This window comes from Cryobacterium sandaracinum, assembly GCF_004403415.1.
Lineage (GTDB): Bacteria > Actinomycetota > Actinomycetes > Actinomycetales > Microbacteriaceae > Cryobacterium > Cryobacterium sandaracinum.
In genome coordinates, this window is sequence record NZ_SOGO01000038.1 from 20,071 (window position 1) to 45,104 (window position 25,034).

At 64.2% G+C, this 25,034-nt stretch carries 24 protein-coding genes and 1 pseudogene; 14 read left to right on the plus strand and 11 right to left on the minus strand.

Annotated features, from left to right (window positions below; all coding sequences use genetic code 11):
* Positions 1-81: 81 nt before the first annotated feature.
* Positions 82-699, minus strand: coding sequence for a hypothetical protein (locus E3T25_RS17555; protein ID WP_241980899.1), 618 nt, complete (start codon positions 697-699; stop codon positions 82-84).
* A 278-nt stretch (positions 700-977) separates the two neighbouring features.
* Here E3T25_RS17555 and E3T25_RS13850 point away from each other — a divergent pair, with 278 nt between their 5' ends.
* The 4 genes from E3T25_RS13850 to E3T25_RS13865 all read left to right on the plus strand — a co-directional run bounded on the left by E3T25_RS13850 (position 978) and on the right by E3T25_RS13865 (position 4,519).
* Positions 978-1,502, plus strand: coding sequence for a GNAT family N-acetyltransferase (locus E3T25_RS13850; protein WP_134375035.1), 525 nt, complete (start codon positions 978-980; stop codon positions 1,500-1,502).
* A gap of 329 nt (positions 1,503-1,831) precedes the next feature.
* Complete coding sequence (locus E3T25_RS13855; protein ID WP_134374914.1) at positions 1,832-2,377, plus strand: ArsR/SmtB family transcription factor; 546 nt, start codon at positions 1,832-1,834, stop codon at positions 2,375-2,377.
* 20 nt (positions 2,378-2,397) lie between these two features.
* Positions 2,398-3,591: an MFS transporter gene (locus E3T25_RS13860; RefSeq protein ID WP_166785027.1), complete on the plus strand. Its 1,194-nt coding sequence runs from the start codon at positions 2,398-2,400 to the stop codon at positions 3,589-3,591.
* A 379-nt stretch (positions 3,592-3,970) separates the two neighbouring features.
* Positions 3,971-4,519: a suppressor of fused domain protein gene (locus E3T25_RS13865; RefSeq protein ID WP_166785028.1), complete on the plus strand. Its 549-nt coding sequence runs from the start codon at positions 3,971-3,973 to the stop codon at positions 4,517-4,519.
* Between the two features lie 224 nt (positions 4,520-4,743).
* On the opposite strand, the gene E3T25_RS13870 is transcribed toward E3T25_RS13865, so the two are convergent.
* Positions 4,744-5,211: a hypothetical protein gene (locus tag E3T25_RS13870; protein ID WP_134374920.1), complete on the minus strand. Its 468-nt coding sequence runs from the start codon at positions 5,209-5,211 to the stop codon at positions 4,744-4,746.
* A 489-nt stretch (positions 5,212-5,700) separates the two neighbouring features.
* Here E3T25_RS13870 and E3T25_RS13875 point away from each other — a divergent pair, with 489 nt between their 5' ends.
* Positions 5,701-6,342, plus strand: coding sequence for a hypothetical protein (locus E3T25_RS13875; RefSeq protein WP_134374922.1), 642 nt, complete (start codon positions 5,701-5,703; stop codon positions 6,340-6,342).
* Between the two features lie 64 nt (positions 6,343-6,406).
* Here E3T25_RS13875 and E3T25_RS13880 read toward each other — a convergent pair.
* Positions 6,407-7,183, minus strand: a pseudogene (locus E3T25_RS13880) (DMT family transporter); the annotation flags it as partial.
* A 386-nt stretch (positions 7,184-7,569) separates the two neighbouring features.
* Here E3T25_RS13880 and E3T25_RS13885 point away from each other — a divergent pair.
* Together E3T25_RS13885 and E3T25_RS13890 are read left to right on the plus strand one after the other, a co-directional pair.
* Positions 7,570-7,803, plus strand: coding sequence for a PLDc N-terminal domain-containing protein (locus E3T25_RS13885; protein WP_158250188.1), 234 nt, complete (start codon positions 7,570-7,572; stop codon positions 7,801-7,803).
* 347 nt (positions 7,804-8,150) lie between these two features.
* Entirely contained in the window at positions 8,151-8,519 is a 369-nt protein-coding gene (locus E3T25_RS13890; protein WP_134374923.1) for a DM13 domain-containing protein, read from the plus strand.
* 87 nt (positions 8,520-8,606) lie between these two features.
* Here the strand turns inward: E3T25_RS13890 and E3T25_RS13895 are convergent, their stop codons facing one another.
* The 3 genes from E3T25_RS13895 to E3T25_RS13905 are packed head-to-tail and all read right to left on the minus strand — an operon-like array spanning position 8,607 to position 13,104.
* The gene (locus E3T25_RS13895) at positions 8,607-12,341 is read right to left on the minus strand and encodes an SCO7613 C-terminal domain-containing membrane protein (RefSeq protein WP_134374925.1); all 3,735 of its coding nucleotides are present in this window, start codon (positions 12,339-12,341) and stop codon (positions 8,607-8,609) included.
* Positions 12,342-12,355: 14 nt separating this feature from the next.
* Positions 12,356-12,628, minus strand: coding sequence for a helix-turn-helix domain-containing protein (locus E3T25_RS13900; RefSeq protein ID WP_104099214.1), 273 nt, complete (start codon positions 12,626-12,628; stop codon positions 12,356-12,358).
* Entirely contained in the window at positions 12,628-13,104 is a 477-nt protein-coding gene (locus E3T25_RS13905) for a DUF2975 domain-containing protein (RefSeq protein ID WP_104099213.1), read from the minus strand. Before E3T25_RS13905 ends, E3T25_RS13900 begins: the two co-directional genes overlap by 1 nt.
* Positions 13,105-13,392: 288 nt before the next feature.
* On the opposite strand from E3T25_RS13905, the gene lepB reads away from it, so the two are divergent.
* On the plus strand, positions 13,393-14,073 hold the full coding sequence (gene lepB / locus E3T25_RS13910) for a signal peptidase I (RefSeq protein ID WP_233191095.1): 681 nt from the start codon (positions 13,393-13,395) through the stop codon (positions 14,071-14,073).
* A gap of 127 nt (positions 14,074-14,200) precedes the next feature.
* On the opposite strand, the gene E3T25_RS13915 is transcribed toward lepB, so the two are convergent.
* Positions 14,201-15,118, minus strand: a complete 918-nt coding sequence (locus tag E3T25_RS13915) for a S41 family peptidase (protein ID WP_166786020.1) — start codon at positions 15,116-15,118, stop codon at positions 14,201-14,203.
* Positions 15,119-15,789: 671 nt separating this feature from the next.
* Here E3T25_RS13915 and katG point away from each other — a divergent pair.
* The 3 genes from katG (at position 15,790) to E3T25_RS13930 (ending at position 19,711) form a co-directional block, all read left to right on the plus strand.
* The gene (katG, locus tag E3T25_RS13920; protein WP_134374929.1) at positions 15,790-18,102 is read left to right on the plus strand and encodes a catalase/peroxidase HPI; all 2,313 of its coding nucleotides are present in this window, start codon (positions 15,790-15,792) and stop codon (positions 18,100-18,102) included.
* Positions 18,103-18,520: 418 nt separating this feature from the next.
* Positions 18,521-19,030 (plus strand): DinB family protein, encoded by a 510-nt coding sequence (locus E3T25_RS13925; protein ID WP_134374931.1) that lies wholly within the window; start codon positions 18,521-18,523, stop codon positions 19,028-19,030.
* A 273-nt stretch (positions 19,031-19,303) separates the two neighbouring features.
* Positions 19,304-19,711 (plus strand): hypothetical protein, encoded by a 408-nt coding sequence (locus E3T25_RS13930; protein ID WP_134374933.1) that lies wholly within the window; start codon positions 19,304-19,306, stop codon positions 19,709-19,711.
* 40 nt (positions 19,712-19,751) lie between these two features.
* On the opposite strand, the gene E3T25_RS13935 is transcribed toward E3T25_RS13930, so the two are convergent.
* The 4 genes from E3T25_RS13935 to E3T25_RS13945 form a co-directional block, all read right to left on the minus strand.
* Complete coding sequence (locus E3T25_RS13935) at positions 19,752-20,219, minus strand: hypothetical protein (protein ID WP_134374935.1); 468 nt, start codon at positions 20,217-20,219, stop codon at positions 19,752-19,754.
* Positions 20,219-20,365 (minus strand): PxKF domain-containing protein, encoded by a 147-nt coding sequence (locus E3T25_RS17990; protein WP_194087076.1) that lies wholly within the window; start codon positions 20,363-20,365, stop codon positions 20,219-20,221. Before E3T25_RS17990 ends, E3T25_RS13935 begins: the two co-directional genes overlap by 1 nt.
* A 141-nt stretch (positions 20,366-20,506) precedes the next feature.
* On the minus strand, positions 20,507-21,274 hold the full coding sequence (locus tag E3T25_RS13940) for a hypothetical protein (RefSeq protein WP_134374937.1): 768 nt from the start codon (positions 21,272-21,274) through the stop codon (positions 20,507-20,509).
* Positions 21,275-21,461: 187 nt separating this feature from the next.
* Positions 21,462-21,905 carry a hypothetical protein gene (locus E3T25_RS13945; protein WP_134374939.1) on the minus strand — a complete coding sequence of 148 codons (444 nt, stop codon included), beginning with the start codon at positions 21,903-21,905 and terminating at the stop codon, positions 21,462-21,464.
* 401 nt (positions 21,906-22,306) lie between these two features.
* Between E3T25_RS13945 and srmL the strand changes: the two genes are divergently transcribed.
* The 3 genes from srmL (at position 22,307) to E3T25_RS13960 (ending at position 25,030) form a co-directional block, all read left to right on the plus strand.
* The gene (gene srmL / locus E3T25_RS13950) at positions 22,307-23,422 is read left to right on the plus strand and encodes a PheS-related mystery ligase SrmL (RefSeq protein ID WP_134374941.1); all 1,116 of its coding nucleotides are present in this window, start codon (positions 22,307-22,309) and stop codon (positions 23,420-23,422) included.
* A 211-nt stretch (positions 23,423-23,633) separates the two neighbouring features.
* On the plus strand, positions 23,634-24,671 hold the full coding sequence (locus tag E3T25_RS13955; protein ID WP_134374943.1) for a hypothetical protein: 1,038 nt from the start codon (positions 23,634-23,636) through the stop codon (positions 24,669-24,671).
* Complete coding sequence (locus E3T25_RS13960) at positions 24,668-25,030, plus strand: GntR family transcriptional regulator (protein WP_134374945.1); 363 nt, start codon at positions 24,668-24,670, stop codon at positions 25,028-25,030. Before E3T25_RS13955 ends, E3T25_RS13960 begins: the two co-directional genes overlap by 4 nt.
* Positions 25,031-25,034 lie beyond the last annotated feature (4 nt).

Sequence of the window (25,034 nt, forward strand, 5' to 3'; positions counted from 1 at the left end):
GTGGATGATCACGGCCGACGCAGAGTTCGTACCGAAGACAGCTACACCTCATGGGTGCGTTGTTTCCTTCCCTCCGCCCGGTCAGTGCAGCGGCGATGTCGAACCGCTGATGGAGATGGTGTTGCCCTCGCGCTCGCCCCTGAATCGGTACTCGCCCCAGCGGATCGTTTGCGACTGCTCGTGCTCGACCGCGGCCCAATCCCACCCGGTAATAGCATGGGAGTCGGCGCCGCATTGGGGCGGGTAGGACTCCATGATCGTCGTGCAGAACACCGGTCCGTCTCCGTCATCGATCACCATGCCGGCGAACGATTCCTCGGCGGGGCCGCTCAACGCGATCAGCAGCGCGAGGATCGCGAGCGCGAGGGCGACCGGTGTCATCGCATACCGCTCCGGTTTGGACCGGGAGATCGCATTCATCACCACCCCGAGGGTGAGGTATCCAAAGACCACCCAGATCCCCACTTGCGAGAACGCGTTGGGAAACACGTCAGCGACACCCGCCCGGTCGAGGGCGATCAGGGCGATGAAACCGTAGATCAGGATGGAGACGCCGGAGGCGATCCGATACCCGAGCGGCAGCACGCCGGGATGCTGCCCGCCCCACGCGAATCGTCCCCACGGCGCGCCGAAGGCGAGGGAAAGCTGGAAGAGAACCAGCAGGCCAATCAGAGTGACGAAGGCGATGGCGGCGATCACGGATGCAAGCATACGGGGCGCGCAGGTAAACCCACCCTTGCCGGCAGGGAGCACCTCTGCCGCGCTGTGCTTGGTTGCGCTACCAATATGCCCGCAACTGACCAACCGCAGGGACCGCGGCAGAGCCGAGACCGATCAGCTAACTTATGCCAACTTACTAGTGCGTGGCGAGAAGAGGGCACCCGCTCTATGGCGGTGCGATTGAGCACTACGCCGACGCGATCATCGTCCGGCTTGCGGGCAAGGATGACTTGAGTCGCGTGTGGGAGCATTCTCTAATGCCTGCTACTACTCGACTCATATCCGTCAACGATGTGGAGCGCCTTGCCGACCTTCAGCTAACAGGCCGGCTCTTCTTCGCTCCATGGGACCCAGTCCGCGCGGACTCCTACTTCACGGTGGCAGGTCAGCAGGCGGAAGTTGAAAACGCGCTCGCTCGGCACAGCCGAGGCGAGGCCTTGCCACACGTGATTCTCGACGAGGATTCGCAGGTTGTAGGTCGGATCACGTTCAGCGGGATCACCTACGGAGCTTTTCAGTCCTGCAACATGGGGTACTGGGTCGCACAGGAGAGCAACGGACGTGGCTATGCCACCGACGCAGTTCGAGCAATGACCGCGCTGGCATTCAAAGAATTGAGCCTGCACAGGATTCAGGCCGAGACGCTGATCCCCAACGCGCGCTCCCAACGAGTCCTCGAACGTGTGGGCTTCGTGGGCTATGGAACGGCACCCGAATACCTGAAAATAGCGGGTCGGTGGCAAGACCACCTCATGTATCAGCTGCTCACCGATTCCCGTTAAACGGGCAATTTCGCCCACGCCGTTCCATCGCATCCGCTACCGTCGCGCACCCGGCGCACAGGTCCTGGCAATCCACAGTCAGAGGCCATGGCGCACCCGGACCCAAGCGCATGCGATGCCGCCCGTAGCAACGTCACCGACTGTCGGGGAGTCTCCGCAGACACAAGCCTGACGTCCCCAGGACGGAGCCCAACGAGCCTTCGTTGGGCTCCGGCTATCGGACAATCGAGCCCAGGCAGATGGCCTGATTCAGCAAGGCCTATCTCCCGAATGAGAAACCGCAAAAGAACGATTTGGGGGTCGGGTCCGGTTCGGAATATCGTGTGAGCATGCCGGATGCCACCACACCCAACAATCTCGATGGCCTGCGGGTCGTGGCCCACCCGCTGCGCCTGCGCTTGCTTTCGATTCTGACGGCGGAGGCTCTCAGCGCTACTGAGGCAGCACGAATTCTGGGTGAGAGCCAGGCGAACATGAGCTACCACCTACGTCGTTTGGCTCAGGCCGGACTCGTGCAGCTTGTCGAGGAGATGAGCATCCGCGGCGGGACCGCCAAACGCTACCGGCACGACCCAGCCAGCGGCGAAGTGCTCGGCTCGGGACATGCCGACGAGCACCAGGCTCTGATGAGCTCTCTCGCGGCAGAACTGATTGCCCGCAGCGCGCGCTACGTGTCGGAATCCGAATTCGTGTTCACCGAGGCCGAGGTCACGGTCTCCCCCGAGGCATGGAATCGCATCCGCGAGATGTCCCGCGAGGTCGGAAGACTAATCCACGATGAGGCGATGCCCTCTGCCACGCCAGAGGGCATCCGGATCAGTGCAACTCTTGCCCTGTTCGAAGTCTCGAACCATGACACGGCCCCGCGCACATGACTGGCGGCTACCTAGAGGTAATGCGTACAGCCGGCGCACTCAGGGTCTTTGTTCCCGCGCTTGTCGGACGCCTCTCGTTTGCCATGGTGACCCTGGTGCTGCTCTTCGCTGTGCAGCGGAGCACCGACTCGTTCGCTGTCGCTGGCGCGGCCACCGGGGCGTTCGGACTCGCGAACGTGATCGCATCCCCCTACCGCGCACGGTTCGTCGACCGACGCGGGCAGCGGTTCGCACTCAACTCACTAGCCATCGCCTTCGCCGCCGGCCTCAGTGGTATGGCTGCGCTGACAGCCCAGTCCGAGCCGCCAGCAGGGGTGCTGGTTGGCCTCGCGGCCGTGGTGGGGTTGTTTCCGCCACCGCTCGGCGCCTCGATGCGTGTGCTCTGGGGTTCCATTACAGAGCCGGGAGCTGTGCAAACCAAGGCGTTCAGCGTCGACGCGGTTTGTGAGGAATTACTCTTCACGACGGGACCGTTGATCGCGGCTGCGGTCGTGGGTGCGGCATCGCCGCCGGTTGGACTGCTCACGACAGCCCTGGTGGCACTTCTCGGAACGCTCGGCATGACAAGCAGCCCGCTCTCGCTAGGGCACGGCGCCGTCACCACTGCCCCGCGCAACAGTTCACAGCCGCTACGACAGAGCGGGTTCGTCGCAATCCTGATCGCGCTTCTCGGCGTGGGAGTCGTGCTCGGAACCGTGGAGGTGGTCGCACCCGCAGTCGCCGACAGCCAAGGATCGGTGGGCCTGGCCGGGATCCTGCTCGCCGCTTTCGCCGCCGGAAGCGCAGTCGGAGGTCTGCTCTACGGCCAGCGGACGTGGAGGAACTCGCTCGTGAAGCGACTACTCATCTCGAGCACTCTCATGACCGTGCTGTGCGCACTTCTAGCGGCTCTTGGGTCTGTCGCGGTTCTCGGGTTCGGGCTCGTCGTGGTGGGCTTCTTCCTGGCCCCTTCGCTCGTCACCGGCTACTTACTCGCCGACGACATCACCGCCGTCGAAGTACGCACCGAGGCATCCAGTTGGATCAACACCGCAGTCAACGCTGGTGCCGCCGTTGCCGCCGTCATGGTGGGGTTAGCCATGGACGCCGTAGAGTCCCGTCTTGGATTCATCATCGGCGGCGGAATGGCCCTCATCCTCGTGATGGTCGCCTCCGTGCCGCTGCTCAGAAACTCCAAAGCCGCGGCCGTCGCGGATCAATTGCAATCGGCGTAGATGAAACGAGAACCCCAGCACCGCGATGGCGAGTGCCCGTGGGACGTTCCCTTAGATCCTTGCTGAGCATCCGGTCTCACACACCGTTTGCTCGAACTCCGAGTGGTCTCGTCGATGCGAAATTCTGTTCGGCGTGAGCCAACTGGATCGAAGTGGTCACAGACGGTGACGCCAATTGAGGATATGGTACGTCCACGTTTGGCCGCAGCCGGTCGAGTTGCCTAAGTAGGCTCCGTCCGGGAATCTTCTTGGACCACAACCGCACGGTGTTGCGGCGGACACCAAGAAGACGAACCGCGCCTCGCCTCGCCGCGCCGCGCACGAACCTCGCGGAATTCTGAGAGCCATGTTCACAGCCAGACAGATCACGCGTCACACCATGACCGCTTTCGGCGTTGCGCCTTCTGTCGAGCCCAAGATCCTGCTCTCTCCGGGAGGGGAGGAAGGCCTGCCGTCGCTCAACCTGATCGAATGCGATAACATCCCCCAGTGCGGCGTGACCTCCTACGCCACTATCGGAATGAGTCAGTACACGAACCTCTCAACCGGTGGTGGGAAAAACCTCGGGGTAGAACTCCTGGCTGCGGCTGGAAGCAATTGGAAAGTGATCCAAAGCGGTTTGATCGGAAGCGCACTCAATATCGCCTCCGGCAAGCATTCAATTTGGCCAGACACGATCTTCCCTGACGTGATGTCGGGATTTGATCAAGCCGTTTCAGTGCCACACGCACTGTTTGTATTGCCTTTTCTCTGGAACGACATTGAGGACCTGGAGTCGGACGACCTGGTCATCACGTGGCTCATGATGGTCCCAGTTTCCGATCAAGAATTTCTGTTTGCCGAGCTGAATGGGGTCCAGGCCTTGAACGCCCGGCTCCTCGAGGCCCAGCCAGATGTCTTTAACCTGATGCGACCCTCGGTGATCTGAGTCCAGAGGCCATTGCTGCGCTTGCACAGCACGATTTGCCGAAGGTTCATTAAGGTGGCGGTGGCCCGTGCCAGGCGCTGCGTCTGACAGCTTCTAGGAGGTTCCGTCGGTGGCGTCGTAGAAGCGACCTCACCGGCGTTCCGGTAGAGGGTTCGACGACAGGGCCTACGAGCTGCACCAGCTCCGCACCGAAGTCGCCACCCTCCGGGACAGGGTGGACGCCCTCACCCCTGAGGTTGAGTGAGGTAGGGGCGGTTCGGACGCACTTCCAGTGAGACCTGCTGGGGCTCCTGCGGACGGTCGCTCACCCAGACCTGGTAGTGGTTCTCACTGCGGACACCGTACAAGGTGCAAACCCCCGTTTCGGAGAACGCAGTCGGCGGCCGCTGGCAGGTGCCCTCCACCGAGAATCTGAGGCCCGCGCCCGTCGCCATGCGCTCCAAGTCGTGGACGCTAACGGGGGTGTCCGTCACCCACCGCCGGGAGATGCTCGGGCACGGGTTCGTGCTCATACACAGGAACTGTTCGCGGCGAACCGTGTCGTTCACCTGCTCCCAGTCGGCGGGGACAGCCAGCTGCGTGGCCTGCGCCTCGAGGGCTTCGGTGACCCGGTTTTCCAGGGGGAACACGACGAGAAGCGCGGCGACACCCAAGGCCATCAGCCCGGCCGCGACGGCACCCAGAACCTTCACACCATCTCCCAATGCGCTCGGCCCCGCCGTGCCTGCAGTGTAGCGCGCAGGATACGCCGTTGTCACTGCTTCGCTGGCCCACGCTCCCGGGCGGGAGGCACAGCCGACGCGGCCGTGCACGGCTCACCCCGCAGGTAGGAGCAGGGCAGCACCGCCCGCTGACCCTCCCCCTTGCGGGCGGGGAGCCGCGGTACCGTCGATGACATGATTACTACCGCTTGATTTCGCCTTCGGCGTTGACGCCGAGCTGATGTGGGCCATCCCCCACGCAACAACATCCTGCCGACTTGTGGTTTGATCAACAACGTGCGCCATTCCGTTTCGAACCGACACCGTCCGAGCCCCGTCGCATGGTTGTCCTTCGCGGTGTGCGGCACGCTCACTGGTTGCGCGGGAGCGGCAGTCCCGGGGTCGGACGCGGTGTCACAAGTGTCGGCGCGCAAGGCAGTCGCTGACGTCTCTCGGGGTCTCTACCGTGAGGGGACGGACGTGATCGATGACTATGCCCGCTGGGCTGACACCGACACCGAGAACTCGACCGTGGTCGAGTTGATCGGCTACGAACCATATCCCGGCGCGATCCACGGCGAACCATTTGGAGCGCTGCAGTTTCGTGCGACGATACAGCCCACCCCGAACGAAGGGCCGCACGTCGCTTGCTTTGAGTCGCAGTTCGATTTCTGGGGGGTCGCAACCGAGGAGCCCGGCGAATGGAGCGACGACACAGCGGTCGCCCACGACATCGCTTGCCCGCCGGACGCAAAGCGCATCCCCCCTCCGGTCGACACCCGCTTGGTTAACGTTGTTCCCGACGGAGCGGAGGCTCTCGTCGTCGAGGTGCTGACAAACGCGCCGTCCGCGGCATCCGCTGACGACATAGTCGCCGAGATCGTCAAGCGGATGCCGCAGCCGACCGGTGAGCGTGAGGTCGCGTTCGATCCCGAGGCGACGGTAGTCGACGGCGACATCGGCTTCGCGATGGGCGATGGGGACGACTGCCTGCTCGTGAAACGAGACGTCGACGGCGTGCAGGTGTTGCAGGTGCCCAAGATTCTGCTTCAGCCCGGAGAGCTCGGGTGCGCAGCCGGCACGGCGCTCCAACCGGGCGAGCAGCTACGGTCCCCCCACTGACCCAGAATCTGGGCGCTCGGCAATCGGCCCGATTGGCCGCGGATCCGTCGCGCAGGGGTTCCCTTTACGGGAGGTTGGTGCTGGGCATCGCCTCGACTGGTGATGATTGAACCGCACGGTCCTCGGCGGAGCGTGTGAGTCTGACGCGACCCCGGCGGGTTCGAACGGCGATGCCGGCGCAGAGGATGACCGCGATGCCGCCAATGATGGTCTGCCAGGTGAGCTCTTCGCGGAGGATGAGTGCGGCCCAGAGGATGCTGAGGACAGGTTGGGTGAGTTGCACCTGGCTGACCTGGGCCATGGGCCCGGTAGCGAGTCCGCGATACCAGGCGAAGAATCCCAGGAACATGCTCACCACTCCAAGGTACGCAAACGCCGCCCATTGGCTAAGCGTGCCGGTAGGAGGCTGGTCGACGATAGCCATTGTCATCAGGGCGACCATGAGGGGTGCGGCCAGAATGAGAGCCCACGATACGGTTTGCCAGGATCCGATCTCGCGCGCGAGCAGGCCTCCTTCGGCGTAGCCGATGGCGGCGGCCGCGACGGCACCGAACAGGAGCAGGTCGGACCATTGCAAGCGGATGCCTCCGCCGCCCTGCAGTGATGCGAAAGCCACAGCCACCAGCGCCCCTAGTGCAGCCGTGATCCAGAACGGCAGTAGTGGTCGCTCTCTTCCCCGGATTACAGCCATGACGGCCGTCGCTGCCGGGAGGAACGCAATGACCACGGCACCGTGGCTGGCCGACGCCGTAGTGAGGGCGAATGAGGTGAGGAGGGGGAACCCGACGACGACGCCGCCCGCGACGACGGCAAGGCGAAGCCACTGGTTGCCGCGAGGAAGGGGTTCGTCTTACGAGCTGCTCCGGATGTTCCCTCCTGGCCAAGCAATCGACGGCGTATTTACCCGAACGACCTCGCGGTCGTAGGCTCGCTCTTAGTAGGGCACTCAGGTGTCCGCGAATCGAGGGGGGCGAAATGGAATTCAGTGCTCTTTTTTGGTGGAACTTCTGGGTGGTAGTCCAGGTTCTCGTTGTGGTTGGGGTCGTCGTGGCTCTGGGGCTTTTCATCCGCTGGGGGCGGCGCAAGAGCGCCATTCTTGAGGCGAGCCAACCCACGGAAGGTCACGGGCCCGCTGCCGGTAAGTAGCGAGTGCAAGTCCCCCACAGGAGGTTCCGGAGACGCATCTTCACTGGGGCCCTATCTTGAAGTATCCAAACGAACGGAACCGTGGTGGACAGTCCAGCCGCACTTGCAGTCGCTCTCGCATCCGTCGTCGCCGTCCTCTACCTCGCTGCGATCGCGTACGCCATCGTCCAGATTGCGCGAACCCGCGACCTGTCCGAGGTGGAGAAGGCCCTCTGGATGATCGCCGTCGTATTCGCGCCTCTGCTCGGCGCGCTCGTTTGGTACCTCGCCGGGCCACACCCATTCGGCCTTCGACTCACACACAAGGTTCGGTAGACCTCGACCTTCATTTCTCTTCGCGGAGGGGGTTGGGTGACTGCCCATGGGGCAGGAAGGGCGTTGTAGCGCGAACAACCTCTGTGAAACTCCTTGTATCCGAATGCGCCGGCAACGGCCGCCTGACCGGTAGGTTCGAGCGCATGCGATTCGCTCTGCGTCAGACATCGGCACTAGTGCTGGCTGGGGTGATCGTGCTCTGCTCCAGCGGCTGTGGCAGCGCCCCGAATCCGAGCATTGAATCGAAAGCTTCAACGCCAACGCCAACGCCAACGCCAACGCCAACGCCCACCTCAACGCCTTCAACGTCTCCGACGACGGAGACGAGCCAAAACAATTCCGCCGGAATGAGCGGATTCGAGCGGCAACTCCCGCTTGCAGGGCAATTCGTGACTCAATGGACCGAGACCGTCGGCTCCGTTGAGATCGAACGTCGCAGCGATGGCACTGTCTGGGCGACCCTCAGCGACTTCAGCACGGGAGCCTCTCCGAACTTGAGGCTCTACCTCAATGAAGGGGAGCTGGTCAAGAACACTGATAGCGCCTGGACCACCGATGGCGGCCTCAGTTATGACATCTCCACCGTCAGGGCATCAGCCAGTACGCAAGAGATCGAGATTCGGGGAAGCCAACACATGGACGAGATTCACAGCGTCACAATTTTCGACTACACAGGTCCCGACTATCTACATTTTGGCTCGGCCCCACTCGGGTAGCGCACTATCTATCCGGCGACACTGCAGTCGTTCCCGTATCCGTTGTCGCCGTCCTTTACGTCTCAGCGGCGCCTCGGCGTGCGGAATTCATGCCAGGTCGCCCAATCGCGCCGCGATGCTGTTGTCGTCCCCGGCTCGACGCTCATAGGTGACGGCGATGATGAGCAGCACGGCGCCGACGACGGCCAGCGTGATCCACCACGGCACCGATTCGATGCCGCGGCCGATCTGCACCACGAACACGAAGATGTTCTCGATGGGCAGCACGATAATGCCCAGCAGGAAGGGTGCCGCGAGTTTCCGGCTCGAGCCGACGAGAATGGCGACGAGCGCAATCGCGATCACGAGGATGGCCCGCCAGGTCTGGGGGTCGGTGAAAGTCGCGAGGATCGAGGCCAGGAACATCACGCCGAGCCCGGGGGCGAGCAGCGGCCACGAGCCGTGCCAGCGGGCGGGCCAGCTACTGAGCGTGCCGCGCTGAGTGTCAGCTGTATCCCGTTGCCTGCCGCGCATGGCGGCAACGCCGGCGAAGAGTAGGAAAAGGCCCAGGGGCAGCGAGAACCACTCGACTCGCAAGTCACGCGGACTCCAAGCCACGATCGCAGTGACGAACGCGAGCGTGAAGATGAACCAAACGGGAGGCAGGCTTGTCCGCCCGTTTCGCAGCCGCACCGCGACAATGACCATGGCGGCGAGGTAGGCGACCATGAGCGACCACATCAGCCAGATCGTGAACCAGTCTCGTTCGATGGCCGTCCAGGTAGCGAGCCCGACGTACAGGGCGGCGGGGGCATAAAGCCAGCGAGCAGACAGGCGACCGAAAGACCACCCTCGGATGCGCGCCGGTTGAGATATCTCGGCATGGGACAAGATGGCCCGCGCCGCTGCGGCAGCTGGCACGGCGCTGGCCAGGCCAATCCCGAGACACACCACGACCAACGGTATTCCTGCGATCTGGACCACGTCGGCACCGACGCCAAAGCGCACGCCCTGGATAGCCCCGGCAGCCCCGGCGATGATCGCGACCGCGTGGGTCGGCGTGCAGAGTGTGCGCAGCCGTTCGGCGCGAGGCGACACGCACCGGTCGAGCAGCAGGCCGAGCCCGAGCAGCACCCACGACGCGGCGACCAGCCCGAAGCCGCGCCATGCTGCACCGACGGTTTCACCTGCCTCCGGCACCGCCAGTACCACCAAGGTCGGCACGACGGCGACGAGGAGCCCGCCGGTGTACAGCGGCACGCCTTGTGCGCCGCGCGCGGTGAGGAGCAGGCCGATGGTCGTGGCTGCGAGGCTCGGCGGGAGCAGGTATGGCTCGAGCAGGCCGATACCGATCAGAGCCCACACACACCACAAGGCTCCCGTGAGGCAGGCAGCCGCGGTCCACCATCCGTAGCGGCGCTTCGCCCAGAACGATGTCGCCGCTGCGCCGAGGGCGAGGATGACGAGCACGAGGAATGTCGTCGGCAAGCCAGCCGCCACCCGGATGAGCGCGAGCCCGACGGCGATTACGCCGGTGAGCATGGCAGACACCTCGAGGGCGATCCGCGCGACCGTGGCGTCCGGTTCGCCGATGCCGCGTCGCTTGAGGGCCGAGCGAATCACCCCAGTGCTCGGGAGCGCGAGAGCGACGATCGCTGCGATGACCGGCAGCGTCACGGGTGAGGCGCTGCCCACAAGCACCTGGGCGCCGAGGCATACGACGACGACGGCCAGGGACGGGATGAGCAGGCCCGCGGCAATCGCGCGCAGCACGATGCCGAGTCCGGGCCGGCGGGAAACGAGGAGGGTCATCGCAAGCAGGAACATGATGCCGGTTGAGAGAGCGGTCCAGCCACTGCGCTCGAAGACCACCTGGATCACGCCGATCACAAAGGGCACGGATGTCACGACCAGGATCGAGTACCAGGCTGCGGGTTTTACTTGCGGAAGGGCGGTCGCGACGATTGCGCCGATCAGCCCGATCGACGTGGTGAGGCACAGGAGCGCGATCGTGCCGATGCCGAGCTGTCCGAGCGCTGTCGCCACGACCACGAGGGCGTAGGCGTAGCCGACAGCGACGTGGAGAAAACGAGTCCCGGCGGGCACGGGTCGCGCGAGCGCGATGATGGCCGTGACGACTGCGATGCCCGCCCACGCCGCGAGGCGAACGTCGGTCCACGAGATGATGCCGGCGAGAAGGACCGCCACATGAGCCGCGAGGATCAGGGGAAGGCGAAAGCGGAGCGAAGCCGCCCGGATGCCCGGGACGAGAACGAGCGCGGCGCTCGTGGCCACCGCGAGCCCAAGGGCGATCGCGATTTGAGCCCAGGGCAAGAGGCCGGGGGCACAGACGACCACGAGCCCTGAGAGCGCCGCCAGCCAGATAGCGAGCGCTGCGCCCCCGTTCGCGAGGGGCGCCTGGGCGATGTCCCGGTGCAGGGTGATTGCGGCGAAGACCCCGAAGCCAATGGCACCGGCGGCGAGGCCGAGCACGACCGCGAGCACGCCGCCTGTGTCAATCACTGAGGCGACGAGATCGGAGCCGTTGAAGGAACCAAGCACCTTCGCGGCGCCGATCAGCAGCGCCACGAGCACCGTCGCCAGGACACTGACCACGGCCATCCCGAACGCGCCGCCGGTGAACCGTCGCCGCTCGATCGTCGCCGGGGTCGGGGCCAGGGCGCCGAGGACGATGAGTCCTGCGGCGCCCGCGACAGCGATGAAGGCGAAGTACCACTGCTCGGCGCCATGGGCCCCGAGGTCGAGGGCGAATGGCAGCCCGGTGCATGCGGCGACGCCGGCAGCCCCGGCGACGAAGCTCCAGAGACCGCGTGCGAGATAGCGGCTGGCGAGGCCGGCGAGCACCGCAATCGCGGCAAGGATGGCGCAGATCCCGAGCCAGTATCCCGTGGTGCTGTCGGCCTCGATCAGTCTCGCCTGAGCGAGCACGATTGCGACGGCGACCACCTGCACCACCGTCAACGTCACCTGTTCCGCCCGGAGGCGCCCGTCGAATCTGCGTGCCGTGGCGCGGACGAGTGCGACGAGTGCGAGAGCGACGAATGCGGTGCCGAGGTGTCCGATGACCGCCGACAACACGGTGCCGCCCGCGTACCCGAGCATCGAAGGCACCACGGAAAGGCCGAGCAGGGAGATCCAGAGCCAGGTCCGGATGCGCGCCACCCGCGACAGTGCCACCATGACCGAGCCGCTGGCGAGTGTGCCGACCGCAGTGAACACCCACGGGCTGAGGCCGCTCACGGTCAGTTCGGAAAGCGCGTACACGTCGAGGGCGACGAACAGCATTCCAAGCGCACCGACGGCCTCCGCTGAGAACTGCAGCCTGCGCCGCGCGAGCAGCCAGGCGCCGCCCAGGAACAAGAGTGTGATGAGGCCGACGATCACGCTGCGCAGCGCACGATCGCTGAGGTCGGGGTTGAAGAAGGTGAAGACGATCGCCGAGATCGCGAACAGCCCGGCACCCGCTACCGCCAGCACCGACTGAACTGTGGCGCTCGAGCGCGGATCAGCGGCAGCTGGGCTGGCTGCGGCGGGCGCAGCGAGGGCGGCAGATGCTGGCGGAGTCGCCGCCGGCGACGGTTCGGTTGCACTGGCTCCAGACGGCTCGGCGAGCAAGCGCGGCACACGCTCGAGCACCGCCTGCCGCGCTCGCAGGGCGGTGGCCGCGTCCCGGGAGGCGCTCCAGAGTTCGAGGCCGATTCTCCCGTTGAGGTCGGCGCCGCAGTTGCGGCAGCGCCTGTTCTGCAGGGCATCGACCCCGCAGGACGGGCAGGACGCATCGTCCAGAAGACGCGCGACGGCGATGTCGCTCCACTGGCTCATCGGGGCAGGCGTGCTCACGAGGCTTCCGCCGCATCGCTCGTTCGCGCCGGGTTGTGCGGATCCGAGGCATCTGGCCCCGAGTCGTCCGGCACCCAGATGAGGATGTCGCCGGGCTGGCACTCGAGTACGCGGCAGATCGCGTCGAGGGTCGAGAAGCGCACCGCTTTGGCCCGGCCGTTCTTGAGCACAGATACGTTCACCGGCGTGATGTCAATCGCGGCCGCGAAGTCAGCGACGGACATCTTCTTCTTGGCGAGTTCGACGTCGAGGTTGATGACGATGGGCATCAGACCACCTCCGACAGGTCCTGCTGCAGTTGTCGCGCGTTTCGCAGGAGTCCCCGGAGCACCAGGATCAGCAGAGCGAGTCCTGCGCCGACGACGACGCCGAGTGCGCACAGCAGCATCACCGATGGGGAGGCGACATTCGCCGATGCGAGGGTGGCCATCGACACCCCGATGAGGAGGGTCGCTAGGACCATGGCGCAGAGGATGACGTCGACCCATAAGAACGCGTTGTCGCTGAAGATGACGGACGTGCGCACCATTGACAGGAGCCGCCACACGCACACGAGCACGACCTGCACGCAGAGCAGGAAGAGCACGGCAACGATGATGCCCGGCGTCTGGAGATAGCCGAGGTCTGCGTAGGTCTCGGCGGACTGCCGTGCCACACCGGGGACCATGAATAGCTGGCAGGCCAGGAGAAGGACGATCATCGCGACGATGAGGGCCTTCAACGAGACAATGGTTGCCTTGTGCATGTGAGTCCTATCGATAATCGGTGCTCTGCTATCGACAAACGATACATCCTGCCTGCGCTGAATGGAAGCCACGGCACCCTGCGGCTTAACCGCAACGCGAGAAGGCGTAACCGTCGACGCCGTGGAGGTGTCCCGGTGAGGGTCCCGCAAAAGAGTTCGGGAGTGCAGAGGGGTGACACTGAACCCAGCAGCATCAGCGCAGGGGGAAAGTTGACGAATCACGACGTACTTATGCGCCTGAGGCGGGACAAGAGAACCCAGGGTGATTCCAACCGTAAGCACGGAATCGTGCGCTTCTTCCGAGACCTTTTCGTCATATTCTTTGTTGCCCTGCTCATATCGTTCCTGATCAAAACATTCCTCATTCGCTCTTTCTATATCCCTTCGGGATCGATGGAAAACACCCTGCAAGTCAAAGACCGAATCATGGTCAACGAACTCGTCCCCGACCTCATCCCCATCGCCCGTGGCGATGTTGTTGTGTTCACAGACCCCGGTGGATGGCTAAGCGCAACCGAACACGGCACTGTCCAGCCGGGCAATCCTGTAGCCGATGGCATCCGATGGTTTTTTTCCGAGGTGGGCCTGGGCGCGCAAGAAACGAACGACCATCTCATCAAACGCGTCATCGGCCTGCCCGGCGACAAAGTCGCCTGCTGCGACGCCACCGGCCACATCACCGTCAACGATGCGCCTCTCAGCGAGCCTTACCTCAAAGCATCTTCCGGGACGACGCGTTCTCCTGAGAAGTACTTCACCGTGACAGTCCCCGCAGTTTCTCTATGGGTCGAGGGCGACAACCGCGACAACTCGGCGGATAGCAGGCTCCACACCACCACGCCCAGCAAGGGTTTCGTGCCCATTACCAATGTCGTCGGCCGGGCGTTCGTGATCACCTGGCCCGTCGGTCACTGGTCCTGGCTCGACAACTACCCGAACACCTTCCGAGAGACTGGCCAGGACCGATGATGCACACGACTCAGGGTTTCGTCCCATGACCGAGAGGGATTCCCGATAGCCGTTCCCAAACGCCACTCCCCCGAGATGTCGAAAATTCGGCGGGTTGGCGCCGATTCTGCGTCCATGGACGTCCGCCTTACGGATGCTCGCAGTTCGCGTTGAGCCAGTCGATCGCGCCGGCCCAGGTCGGATCCTCGCCAAGGGCCGCGGCGCCTGTTTGCTGGTCGGGGTCGATACCGTCTGGATAGGTGAGCCCAGTGCGGTCCGCCATGCGGGCTACCGTCAGCACGATAACTGCGCCGTCGGACATCGTCTTTAACGTGTTCCCGGTCGCGAAACCCGCGGTCGTCGTTTCTCCGAAAGTGCGCACGCCCGATTGACCCCGGAATGCCAGGAGTGTCGACTCGCCTGCGCTGGCGGTTTCAGGACCCTGCAGGACGGCGATGTTCCGACCGGCTTGCGATGAGCCGGTCACGGGTGACGTGGCAAGCGTTTCGGTTGATCCGTCCGATTCGTATGTTACGGCGGAGCCATCTATGCGCACGACTTCCGACTTGCCATTCCGGCGGATGAACGACAACACGGTGCCCTGGGAGAGCAATGGCGTCACAGCCCCGAGCATGGGGAAGGAATTGCCGCCCCCATTGCCGCGCAGGTCCACGATCCACCCGCACCGTGCCCGCGTTTCTGCGTCTGAAATCCCCCGCGCACCAGCGTCGATGTAGGACTGGCCTTCTCTCGTGTCGCTGCTACTGAACCAGGGAACATCGATGGCAGCGATGCTACCCGTGGCAAAGCTGACGACTGGCCGGTTCTCGCCCGTCGGCGGCAACTGGACCGAGCCCAACTGGCCTGGGGGCAGGACGAAGCGACTATGCGCTCTTCCTCCGGCGGCCGACACTGCCCGCATCAGTGGACTGTGGGTTTCCGCGATGGTCTCTGCGGAGGACGCGCTCACCGATGCGAGAGCTCGAGCTTCTTTCCACTTCCTGCGAGTGGCGTAGAGGCCGTTTTCATCCATGAAGTCGAGGGCAGACTCCACGTATTCGCGCACCGCGGGATTTCCCGAAGGCGGAGGTTTGCCTGGCACGGCCGGCACGCAACCTGTCACAGGAACAGTCAGGCCGAAGGCCAGTGCGACTAGAACGAGAGAGCGGAGACCAGAGCATCTACTGGCAGCCATGGCACGTCTCCCCAATATAAAGCCCGCTCGCCATGGAGCGACTTGTCCTGTTCTGCCGCAAGCATAGGGGGCGCCTACTTGCGCCGCGTCCTAAAACACCTCGACTCGGCTACCCGCTGACCGTTCCCCACTAGGAGCCTCTGGCGGGGGTGCTCCCAGGTCACCGCGAGCGGAACACGATTCGCGGAAATCAAGCTCTCGACAGCCCCCATCCTCCGGCGTCGGTTTCACCGGGCTTCGCATCGCCCGCACCGCAGCAATCGGCGCAGGGCTTTATTATGTTTGGCCGTCGTGCGCTCGGCCACCGCACCACCGCCGTCTAGAAGTCAGTCACTTTCTTGGCATGCCACGCACACCTTGCGGGAATACGATCTTTCTATCGGGCTTCCCGTCACGTCGGCAGCCCGCGACGCACCGCCTCACAGCAGCGTCGAAGCATCGCTGCACCACAGATTGACGCTGCTGCGATGCGGCGGCTGATCGTAAAATTGTGACCCCGACGACACCGTTTCTCATCCAGCTAAAGCACACAGGGAGCATCAATGGGCACTGACGACCAGACCAACACATGCAGTTTCCACATGAGCGGTGCGCTGCCAGCAGGTGGCGACCACCTCGGTGGCACCTTCGGTCAGTCGCCGACCCTGGACAGTTGGTACCCGCAGCGTCTCCGGGTTGAGCTTCTCCACCGGAATGGCGTAGACGCCGACCCGCTCGGCGCGGACTTCGACTACGCGGCGGCTTTCGCCACGATCGACCTCACGACGCTCAAGTCGGACATCAAGCGACTGCTCACCACATCGGTCGACTGGTGGCCGGCGGACTACGGCAACTACGGTCCACAGATGATCCGAATGGCGTGGCATGCCGCCGGCACGTACCGAATTGCCGACGGCCGTGGCGGAGCGGGCACCGCGATGCAGCGGTTCGCACCAATCGGAAGCTGGTGGGACAACGGCAACACCGACAAATCACGACGACTCCTACAGCCGATCAAGCACCAGTACGGCAACGCTCTGTCGTGGGCCGACCTGATGGTCTTGACCGGCAACTGCTCCCTCGAGTTGATGGGCCTGCCGACGTACGGCTTCGGTGGTGGACGACTCGATGCGTGGGAACCGGACGACGGCACCTGGTGGGGCCCGGAGGTCTGGAACCCGCACGCGGTCGCGAGCCCTGACGAGATGGTGAGCCGCGACGAACGCTGGCATGGTCAGAACGGCGACGCGGACTACGACCTGCAGAGCCCCCTGGCCGCGTCGCACCAGGCGCTCATTTACGTCAACCCTGAGGGGCCCTATTCGAACGGCGACCCGCTGGGCTCAGCACGCGACATTCGCATCACGTTCACGCGGATGGCGATGAACGACGAGGAAACGGTGGCATTGATCGCCGGTGGCCACGCGTTCGGTAAGAGCCACGGCCAGGTACCCGCATCCGACATCGGACCGTCACCCGAGAAAGCCCCGATCGAGTCGATGGGGCTCGGTTGGCACAACCCGGTGGGTACCGGCAGTGCCGAGCACACTTCGACCAACGGCATCGAGGGCAGCTGGACTCCGAACCCGACACAGTGGGACAACACCTACCTCGAGAACCTGTTCGCGTACGACTACGAGCAGACGAAAAGCCCGGCCGGCGCGCTGCAGTGGACACCGACTGACCCGGAGGCGCCGAAGACTCCGGACGCCCACGTACCCGGTCAGATGAACCCGCTCATGATGATGACCTCGGACATCGCACTCAAGGTCGACCCGGAGTATCGGGCCATATGCGAGCGTTTTCTGGCCGACTTCGATCTGTTCACCCTCGCGTTCTCGAAGGCCTGGTACAAGCTCACGCACCGCGACATGGGGCCGAAGCACCGGTACCTCGGCCCGGAGGTCACCATCGCAGACGACCTGCTCTGGCAGGACCCGCTCCCGGACGCAGCAGGATCCTCACTCGACGAGGCCGACGTGGCAGCGCTCAAGGAAGCCGTCCTCGCGACCGGGCTGTCCGTGTCCGACCTCGTCTACACGGCGTTCTCCGCCGCCTCGACCTACCGCGACAGCGACAAGCGCGGAGGGGCGAACGGTGCCCGCCTGGCCTTGTCGCCGCAGAAAGACTGGGCGGTCAACCGACGCACCGTCCCAGTCATCGACGCGCTGCGGAACGTGCAGGCGGCTTTCACGGCGACGTCGGACGGACGGAAGGTATCTCTCGCCGACCTCATCGTCCTCGCCGGCAGCGCCGCCGTGGAGCAGGCGGCACGGGCAGCAGGATCTGACGCCAGCGTGCCGTTTACGCCAGGCCGTGTCGACACGACGCAGGAGTTGACCGACATCGAGATGTTCGAGTGGCTGCGACCCATTGCGGACGGGTTCCGCAACTTCGTGTCGGAGCGCTTCGAAGAGTTTGCTCCGGGCGTCGCGCCCGAGGCGGCATTCCTCGACAAGGCGAACCTGTTCACTCTCACCGCACCGGAGTGGACCGTCCTGCACGCCGGGCTCCGCGTGCTCGGCAGCAACTGGGACGGGTCCGACGTGGGTGTGCTCACGGATCACGTCGGAGCCCTGACGACCGACTTCCTCGTGAATCTGACCGACACCGACCTCATCTGGACGAAGGACGACGAGACCGCGATGACCTTCACTGGTCGGGTTCAGGCGACCGGCGAGGCTCGCTGGAGGGCATCCCGGAATGACCTGGTATTCGGCTCGAACGCGCAACTGCGGTCGATCGCCGACGCCTACGCGGGCAGCGACGGGCAAGAGCGGTTCGTCCGCGAATTCATCCGCGTCTGGTCGAAGGTCATGATGCTCGACCGCTACGACGTCAAGGGCCACAAGCGTTACGGGGCGATGGCCGCCTGACCCCGGAGGTCGCGTCCCGGCGAGCTGACGGCGTGGAGGCACGGCGCGGTCACGCGCTGAGCCTCCAAGCCGTCGAGGCCTTGACCGAACGACGCTTGAGGCCGCGAGCCGAACGTTGCACGGATTGATCAGGCTGGGGACGGCCAAGGAACCTCCGCGGGCAGCACGTGGTCGACCACACTCGCACCTCGACGGCCTGCGAGGGTGGACGGGCCGCTATGCCCTGGAAGCCGTTGCCCCCACTCGTAGAGACGCCGGCCGGATTTGCTTTGGCCTCGAATCGCGAGAGGGTGCCGCTGATGTTCTCTGTGGCGGCTCGTAAGGCCTGAGCCTTCCGGGGTCATGTCCGCTGAGGAATGCGCGTGACCGGTAGAGGTTCGCCTAGCGACGCGTCTCCGCTCCCTGGCAGGATGAGCGAATGCGAATCGATCCTGATCCCAACTGCGCGGAATTCGGCATGCTCACGCAGTACCTCGATTATCAGCGTGAGACGTTGCTTTCGAAGACCGACGGCCTGACCCGTGAGCACCTGGCACAAAAGCACTCCCCGTCCGAACTCACCCTCGCGGGCCTGCTTTACCATCTGGCGCTGGTGGAAGAGGACTGGATGGAGGTCCGCTTTGCTGGCCTCCCTGATCGAGAGCCATGGGCCAGCGTCGACTGGGACGACGCCCCGAATTGGGAGTTCCGCACTGCCGCTCTTCTCGATCCTGTGCAGTTGCGGAGTCGCTACCGCGAAGCCTGTGATCGGAGCCGGGCAGTCGTGTCCAAATCGACAGGCTTGGATCAGCTGTCGGTCAAGGCGCTGGGCGATGGCCGCAACTTCTCGCTCCGATGGGTGCTGCTGCACCTTGTCGAGGAGACCGCCCGCCACGCCGGCCACGCCGATTTTCTGCGCGAAGCGATCGACGGCACGGTCGGTGAATAGCGAACCGAGACGTCAGAATCCTCGCCACAGGGAACGTCTTGGACCAGGCATCGACCATATTCATTCGGTGATCGGCCGTTGACCAGTCGCGTTGCGGGTTCCCAAACGCCACTCCCCCGATATTTCGGAACCTCGACGAATTAGCGCCGAATCTGTGCCCGTGGACGTCCGTCAACTGACACTCGTTGATGGTTTGGAAAAACTCGAAGGACAATAGGGCACGATTGCCACAGCTTATTGCCCGGGGTCGGGCGCGGCCTGTAGCTTTCGGAGATGACGACTGACCGCACAAAACCGACTCGGAAGCGCCGCCTGCCCTCTTGGGCCGTTGCGATAATGGGCGTTTACCTGGCGGCAGTCGGCGGGCTCGTTGCGTCGGTGTGCGTGATGCGCGCCTTTGACGTGAACGCGGGGACGGGGACGGGGACGGGCGCAGCCGAAGCGATGGTTCTAGTCATCGTTGTGTTGACGTTGCCGCTATCAACTCCGTATTACGTCGCAGGTTCACTGGGTTCATCGCAAGGATCGGGGCCAGAAGAATTGGCCGTCGGAGCACTGTCCCTGAACGCGGCGTTGTACTACCTGGGATTCTTCCTCTTGGCTGTGATTAATGCTGCCATCTTCAGATGGATAGTGATCAGCACTCGCCGCCGGCGGGCGGAAGCTCAGTCTGATTCCTGACCATCAATCGACGCGCTGGGGCACCCGGAGCCAGCGCGAGTCACGCCTCGTCGGACCTGGATGAGGTGCGTTCAATCGTCACTGGGTTGCGGCGGATCGGCCGGGCAAGGATCAGAACGCTGATGAGGGCAGCAGCGGCAATGGGTACCGCCAGAAGGTAACTGAGCTCCGGAATTAGCGTGGCGCCAGCAACCAGCGTGAGCCCACCAACAAGAGCCGCCGGAACAGCGACCAGGATGCAGGCCCACAGCGGCACGCGCATCAGTCGCGCCCACACCGCGGCGAGGAACAGGCCGAGTGAGCCGACGAGGATCAACAGGTTGCCGGTCCGGGCTTCTGCGAGTGCCTCGCCCGTTGCTGCGAAGTACACGGTCATGTAAGCACCACGGCCCAGAAGCAGAGTGCATGAAACGACGAGGGCCGACCACAGGACGAGGATCCCTGCCCAGGCCAGAACCGAGCCCACGCCGCGAGCCGACTCCGCCTCTTCACCGCTCTGCGTCATCATCACTTGAATTTGAAATTGGCGACGTCGGAGCTGCCGTCATCGAGCGCAAGAGTGAATGTTCGGCAGGTGCCTGCCCACGTGGACGCGGTCTTCCAGACGCACGTGTGGCAATGAGTTCGATCAATCGGGCCTCCGGTAGCTGTCACACGTATCGTACGGCGAGGTAGGACGGCACCGGCCCAATAACAGCGGTCTGCAGAGCTCAAACTTCACCCACGAGAACGCTCAGGTATTTTCCCTCAGTGGCGCGGAAAGGGAATCTGTATCTACAGAAGGTTCGCTGGGCGCTACCAGATGACCGGTTCCTCGCCCCGAGCCTGAGCAAGGGTGAATGTTCGTTCGTTCGGTTGGACCGGGTCGGTGCGTTCGACGATCAGCGCCCGACGCTCGGGTACGTAGAAGTCCTCATCGAAGGGTCGCAACCCGAACAGGGCCGTCATCTCCACGAGGTGTTCGTGAGTGAAACGGTCGAGTATTCGTTTCGCCGTCGGATCCCAGATGTTGCCGACGGGGAAGGGCGGGATTGGCTCCACGACTTCCCAGCGCCGGGTGTCCACGGCCCGCACCCCGAGAGAGTGGCCGATGACGTCGTTCTCGGCGGTGAGCGAGTACATCTCTATCTTCCGCGAACCGTAGAACCCGCTATGGGTCGTCCGGTCGTAGGTGTGCGGGATGTCGACCACCTTTACCGACTCGACTCCGGCCACGGCGAACCAGGCCATCGGAGATTGAGGGTCCTGTCCGCGCCAATCCGAAGCAAACATCGCCGTCCACTCCGGGTTCGCTGTCGCCATGAGCAGGTTGTGCCGGTGCTCGGCGCCCTCCAAGGGCAGCAGGTTGGTCAAGAGGTCATCCAGAGAATCCGCGCTGACTGGCCGGACCCGCAGCGGGTGGCCGTAGTGATTCAGGACGTGCGCGCCGCGGACACCAGTGAGCAGTATCTCGACGCACCGCTCCACCGGGGCGTTCACGAACAGGATGCAGCCGGTCACAGGCAGCCACGCACCTCCGAGCAGCAGGGTGCGCTCGTACTCGGCCCACGATTGACGTCTCATGCGGCTGATCCTTGCACACGGCAACACGCAGGAACCGATCAGCTTGCGCGCGCCCTGCCCCACTACGGGGCCCCACCACCCGCCGCGCATCGACCCACAGCGCGAGGTCAACCAGCAGGTGCCTGACTCCCCCACGAGCGACTCCCGGGCGAACCTTCAGCGGCTTCCTCAGGGTGCGGCGTTTGAGTCAGCCTGACTCCGCCGCCTCAGCCGGAGAGCGAGGGGGCGCAGAGTTCACGCGGCCCAGCGGCCTGGCAAGGATCAGACCGCTGATGAGGCCGGCGACGGCCATCGGAAACGTAACCAAAGCGGCGAGGTGGGGCAAAAGAGAGTTGTCAATTGCAAGCGTCAGACCGCCAACCAGAACGGCGGGGCTAGCTACGAGGATGCAGGCCCAGATTGGAGTGAGCATCATCCGAGCCCAGCCAGCGGCAACGACTAGCGCCGCCGAGCCGGCATAGACCTGGAGCTTCCCCACACGGGCGAGTTCCAGAGCCTCTTCGGTCGGCTCGAAGTAGCCGGCCTTTCTCAGGCCCGTGTACATCACGGTGATTCCCACTGCGATGAGCGCAGACCAGACCACAAGGAGCCCCAGCCACAAGACTCGTCGGCCCTCGCCTGTTGCCGGCATCACGTCTCCTCTGCTCGTTGATTCGACGTTATCGTGTCAGCCCCCGGATCTCGGCCCCACTCCTGGACGGAAATAGTGGATGTTCGAAGGCGCCCAGTACTCGGAGGCAGCACAAGAGTGCGTCCCGGTGAACGTTCCCAAGCGAAACGGCAGGCGGTGATGCCTGACTCGCGCACCCAGGTCAGACACCACAACTCTGGAGGTCGGCTCGAAGAAGCGACATTCAGTAATCCGCACAGTCTCAGCGTTCTTGTGCGTATGCTGAGCCCATGAACGTAGCGCTGCGATTTCTTCGCCCTCGACCGGGTACCGGTCGCATGGGCTTAGTCGCACGCGCTTAGGTCCAGCGACAGATCGGTCGGGGGTGGCTCCCCCATCCGATCTCATCAAAGGACCAGACCATGACGTCATATCTCTCCGCGACGGAACTCACCGACGCGCTCAACCTTCGAGACCTCTCCAACCCGGCCCAGGGCCACCACGCGATGCAAACGCTGCTCGACGACGTCGCATCCGCTCTCGCCGGCCACTGGGGCATCTCGGCCGAGACCATCCGGCACAGTCCACTCGTGGCTGTCGTCGACAACTACGACAAGCTGGGCTTCGACCCAGCGTCGGTCACCAGGGATCAGCGGTACTCGCGCTATGTGAGTCCCACGGTGATGCTTCGCAGCCACACCTCGGCGTCGATTCCCACCCTGCTGCACGAGTTGTCGACGCAGGCCAGCTACGACCGGCTGCTGGTGCTGCCCGGTCTGGTCTATCGCCGCGACGCCATCGACCGCACTCACGTCGGGGCCCCGCACCAGGTCGATCTGTGGCGGGTGAGTTCTACCACGATGCTCACAGCCGCGGACCTGCAGACGATGATCGGAACCCTGGTGGAGGCCGTCCTGCCTGGTGCGGAGTGGCGCGCTGTTCCCGCAGTGCATCCCTACACGGTCCACGGCTGTCAGGTCGATGTGTTGGTGGGTGCTGAGTGGCTCGAGCTCGCCGAGTGCGGATTGATCGCACCGCACATCCTCACTACGGCAGGCCTGGACCCCAATGCTTGGTCGGGACTTGCTCTCGGCATGGGTCTCGACCGGGCATTGATGCTGAGAAAAGGCATCCCCGACATTCATCTCTTGCGGGCGGAGGATCCACGGATCGGCCAGCAAATGCTCAACCTCTCACCCTGGCAGGCCGTTTCGGTCATGCCGCCGATCCGCCGCGACATCTCGATCGTCGTCGACGTGGATGCCGACGCCGAAACCCTCGGCGATCGAGCCAGAGCGGCATTGGGTGATCGCATAGACGACCTCGAATCGGTAGAAGTCCTGGACGTGACCGCGCACGCGGATCTCCCCCGCGGCGCGCAGGACAGGCTGAGACTTCGGCCGGATCAGGCGAACGCACTCGTCCGCCTGACGCTTCGGCCCCTCTCCAAGACGCTCACCGACCCCGAAGCAAACACCATCCGCGACGACATCTACAAGGCATTGCACGAAGGCCCCGTTCTGGAACTGATTGGATAAACCGCTCGAGGGGCTCTGTTGCGCGGAGACCAACTGCGCGCAACAGAGACTCGGTCGCGCTAGCCATCCCTTGCTGCCGCGCTAACGGTTCGCCGATCGGACACGAATTTCCCCGCGCCAACTTGCACTGTTTGGATAGCACAATCTTGTGCTACCTTTACAGCACAATGCTCGCGATGCTCGCGAGGGATTCGATCTTCTGGGGGCCTAGATGAACTTCCTCTTTCTCTTCGTGCACGCCGTTCAAGATCTGCTACCTCTGGAACTGGCCATCACCTTCGGCCTGGTCCTCTTCGCTCTGTCGTGGGTTCGTCCCCGGCGGATGGTTTCACTCCCCCAGACCAGGTTGCGCACGGCCACTCTCACCTGGGCGGGAGTGGCGGGTTCCTTGCTCGTGGTTGTCGTCGCGACGGCGGTCAGCGCGATCGCCGTGTCGACGTCTGACGTTTCCGGGTATGACGGCTGGTGGCGACGGCCGGCCCCGCTATTCGCGGCGACACTGGTGGTGGCTGCGGCGGCCGTAGCCCTTCGACGGATCCCTCTTCCCGCACCGGGTGAGCGTTCAATTGTTCCGCGCCGCCCGTGGCATGCGTTCGCGTCTCGCACCTTGCTCTGGATCTCCGGAATCACCGCGACATTGCTCGCGCTGACTGCGGTGTGGCAGATTGCGATCGCCAGGACCGCGCCCGAAGACGGACCGTTCTTTGGGAACGTTCCCGACTACACTAACCTGCCGATCTACATGAGCTTCAACAGCGGGTACGGCTACCTGTCCGGGGCAGGATGGCCGAACCATCTCGCCACTCTCGTCGCGCTGGCACTGGCCTGCACCGTCTTTTTCGCCGTGCTTCACACGGACGCCAACCGGCCCGTGTTCGCCCGATCGACCGCCTCCAGCGTGCGCTCGGAACGAGAACTAACCGCTCGACTGTTCACGTTCATCCTGCTCGGCGGACTCATCACAACGCTCGGAGCCGTGTGGATGCACACCGGTTCCTCCGGGCAAGCTCTGGTCGGCTTGGACGAGCAGTGGGTATCCGACAATCAGTCCTACCCGCGCATTCTCGTAGCCGGCGGCTACGACGCAATCGCCCGCCCCATGAACCTCCTGGGCTATGCCCTCCAGGCCGGCGGAGTCGCGTTCCTCCTCCGACTTGCAGTCGACACCGCCCGAGCCGCACTCGCAACACGACGCTCACGCATCGCAACACCGGAGCATGAAATCTCGACCAACGGACCACAGCGATGACCGGGACCACGCCAAGCTCTGCGGACGAAATCGATGCGCTCTTCCGCGGAGCGATCCGCTCCGGACAACTCGGTGACGGCGAACGCCTGCCAACCGTCCGACAAACCGCTCGAGATTTCAGCGTCGCACAGGCCACAGCCGCAAAGGCCTACAAGTCCTTGGAACGCGACGGACTCATCGTCACCCGCACCGCCGCCGGCACCCGCGTGGCCCCCGGGGCTTCCCGGGCGCCTCAGGCAGTGATCGAGCACGCCCGCGCGCTCGCGGAAGCAAGCGAAGGCGCACTCGTCTCCCTCGACGACACCATCGCAATCCTCCGCGCGGTCTGGCGAACAGATGCGACGCACCCGCCCGCATGACGTT